Below are 2587 nucleotides of genomic sequence, written 5' to 3'. Positions count from 1 at the left end.
GGGCGGCGCCCGCGGCGGGAGCGGGCGCCGGCGCGGGCTCCTCTTCCGCCACCTCGCCGCCGAAGTTCTTCAGCAGCGCTTCGAGTCCGCCGTCGAAGCCCTGGCCGACGGCGGCGAACCGCCAGACGTCCTTGAGGTAGAAGTCGCCGAGCATCACGGCGCGCTCGGTGCTGAACTCCGCACCGGTGAACGCGTAGCGCGCGACCTCCTCACCGCCCGCGACGATGCGGATGTACCCCGGCCCGACCTGCGACATCTGGCCGGCGCCGTCGATGGTCGCGGTGAACGACAGCTTCTGGATGTGCGCCGGGATGCTGTCCAGGGTGACCCGGAAGGACTCGGTGTCGCCGGCCTGGGTGCCCAGTTGCTGGATCGCTTCCTCGGGCGACTTGGGCTGGTTGAAGAAGATGAAGTAACGGTCGTCGGAGAGCCGCTCGTCGGCGTCAAGCCCGAAGCAACTGATGTCGAAGGTGAGCCCGGGCCCCGCGACCTGCACACCGACGTACAGGTCCCTCCCTGCCGTCAGATCGCTGATCTTGGCCTTGTGGCCGCGCTGGAATTCCCTGGCCATACGTAACGCCGTCCCCCATCCCGAAACCGTGAGTTCGTTGCGCGTCAGGCTAACCGCTGACCGTTCGGATCGGGGATACCGGGGCGACGGCCCCCACCACGCAACACCCCACCGAACACCACCGCCCCCGCCCCCGTGAGCACCGCCCCAACCCCACCACGAGACCCCGCGCCGCCCCGGGCCAAGCCCCGTCCACGGCACACGACCGATACGAGGCTGGTACATGGTTGGCACGGCGGGGAGTGGGTGGGGGGTTGGGGTGGGGGGTTGGGGTGGGGTGGTTTTGCGGAGTGGGTGAGGGCCGGGTGCGTACGGGGTGGGTCCCGGGGGCGCGGGGTGGGTGCGGAATGGGTGGGTGGGTGGGTGCTTGTGGGGGTGGGTCCCGGAATCCGCGGGGTGGGCGGAGGGTGGGTGTGGGTGTGTACGGGGTGTGGGTGTGTACGGGGTGCGGGGCGCGTACGCGCGCGTGGGTGGGTTTCTCGGGGCGGGCGCCCGGCGGCTCTCTGGCCCAACCAGACGGGCGCGGGCGCGCGTGGGTGGGTCCTCGGAATCCGCGAGGTCGGGCGGGTGCGCGCGCGGTGGGTGGGCATGCGGTGGGTGGGCATGCGGTGGGTGGGTGTGGGGCGCAGCCAAGGCGGTGGGTGTGGTGACGGCGATGCCTGTGACCTGTGACCTGTGACTGCGGGCCGGGGTGTGTCGCCGTAGGGGCGTGGCGCTGGCTGCGGGCTGGGGTTGTGGTGGGGCGTGGCTGTGGCGCGCGGGGGCGTTACGGGTGGTGGGGGACGGAGGGGGCGCGCTACTCGCCCCGTGCCTCCGGGAGGTGCGGCAACCGGTCCGCGGCCACGACGCCGTCCAGGTAGCCACGCGCCCGCTCCGTACGGGGGTACGCGTCGAGCAGCCGCCAGAACTCCGCCCCGTGGCCCGGCACCAGCAGGTGCGCCAACTCGTGCAACAGCACGTAGTCGAGGACGTAGCCGGGCATGCCCTGGAGCCGGTGGGAGAGCCGGATGCTGCCTTCGGCGGGGGTGCAGGAGGCCCAGCGGGTGTTCTGGTTGGTGACCCAGCGGACGGTGTTCGGCCTCGCCCGGCCGCCCAGGTACTGGTCGGAGAGGAGTTCGGCGCGGGCCGCGAGCTCGGCGTCGCCCAGCATCCGCTTGCTCTCCTGGGCGGCGAGCTTGTCGAGCATCACACCCACCCAGCGCTGCTCCTCCGCCTCCGACATGCGGGCCGGGAGCAGCACGATGGTGCGGTCACCCTCGCGGTAGGCGGAGACCGTACGGCGCCGGCGGCTGCTGCGTCGGATCTCCACGGAGCTCGCCTGGAGGCTGCGCTGCTGCGGATCGGGGGGCAGGCGCTGGGTGCGGGGCACGCTCTGCAACGGGGTCTCCCCGGCGGCGCTCCCCCAGCTCGTGCTGGCAGGTCCAGCACCCGGGCGGCTTCTCGGCGAACGGCGAGGGGGCGGGTCAGCGGACACGCCCCGACGTTACCCGCTAGCGGTGTGTGAAGTCCCGCCCCGCACGCGGATAGCGGTCGAACGATCCGCACGCCCATTCAGCTTGTACGACGAACGCGACCGCCTGTGGATAACTCCCGACAGCGATCGAGCGCCGTGCCCATGCTGGAACCACTCAGCCCCACGACAGGACGGCCGGCGCCCCGTGCGCCGCCCTACGAGACCGCCCGCGCCAGCGGGCCCGGCACCCCGACCGGTCCACCGGGCGGCGAACGCCGGGCACCACCGGCCCCGCCCCACCCACGGCCCACCACACACGACCGTCCCTGGTGCGGGTGGCCGACGCAGAGCACAAGAAGGCAGCGCACAAGAAGGGGGAACGATGCACACCACACGCCCGACACCACCACGGACCACCGGTTCGACACCCCGCCCGGGACCACCCGCACCGGGCACGCCGCCCCCCCCCGGCCCCCCCCCCCCCCCCCCCCCCAAGCGGGCCCCCCCCCCCCCCCCCCCCCGGGGGGGCCGGCCCCGCCCCCCCCGCCGCGGGCCCGGGGGCC

The 2587-nt window shown here is 73.6% G+C and carries 3 protein-coding genes; 1 reads left to right on the top strand and 2 read right to left on the bottom strand.

The window, feature by feature from the left end:
• Both AAHZ94_RS32425 and AAHZ94_RS32420 read right to left on the bottom strand, forming a co-directional pair.
• Nucleotides 1–571: TerD family protein (locus AAHZ94_RS32425; RefSeq protein WP_349997285.1), on the bottom strand; the 571-nt coding region annotated here is incomplete at its 3' end.
• Nucleotides 572–1367: 796 nt separating this feature from the next.
• Entirely contained in the window at nucleotides 1368–1940 is a 573-nt protein-coding gene (locus tag AAHZ94_RS32420; RefSeq protein ID WP_349997286.1) for a M48 metallopeptidase family protein, read from the bottom strand.
• A 466-nt stretch (nucleotides 1941–2406) separates the two neighbouring features.
• Between AAHZ94_RS32420 and AAHZ94_RS32415 the strand changes: the two genes are divergently transcribed.
• Nucleotides 2407–2587, top strand: a 181-nt coding sequence (locus AAHZ94_RS32415) for a hypothetical protein (protein WP_349997284.1), incomplete at its 3' end; no start/stop codon positions are given.

It is taken from the genome of Streptomyces sp. HSW2009, from assembly GCF_040240285.1.
GTDB lineage: Bacteria > Actinomycetota > Actinomycetes > Streptomycetales > Streptomycetaceae > Streptomyces.
This window is presented reverse-complemented; position numbering and strand designations above follow the sequence as displayed.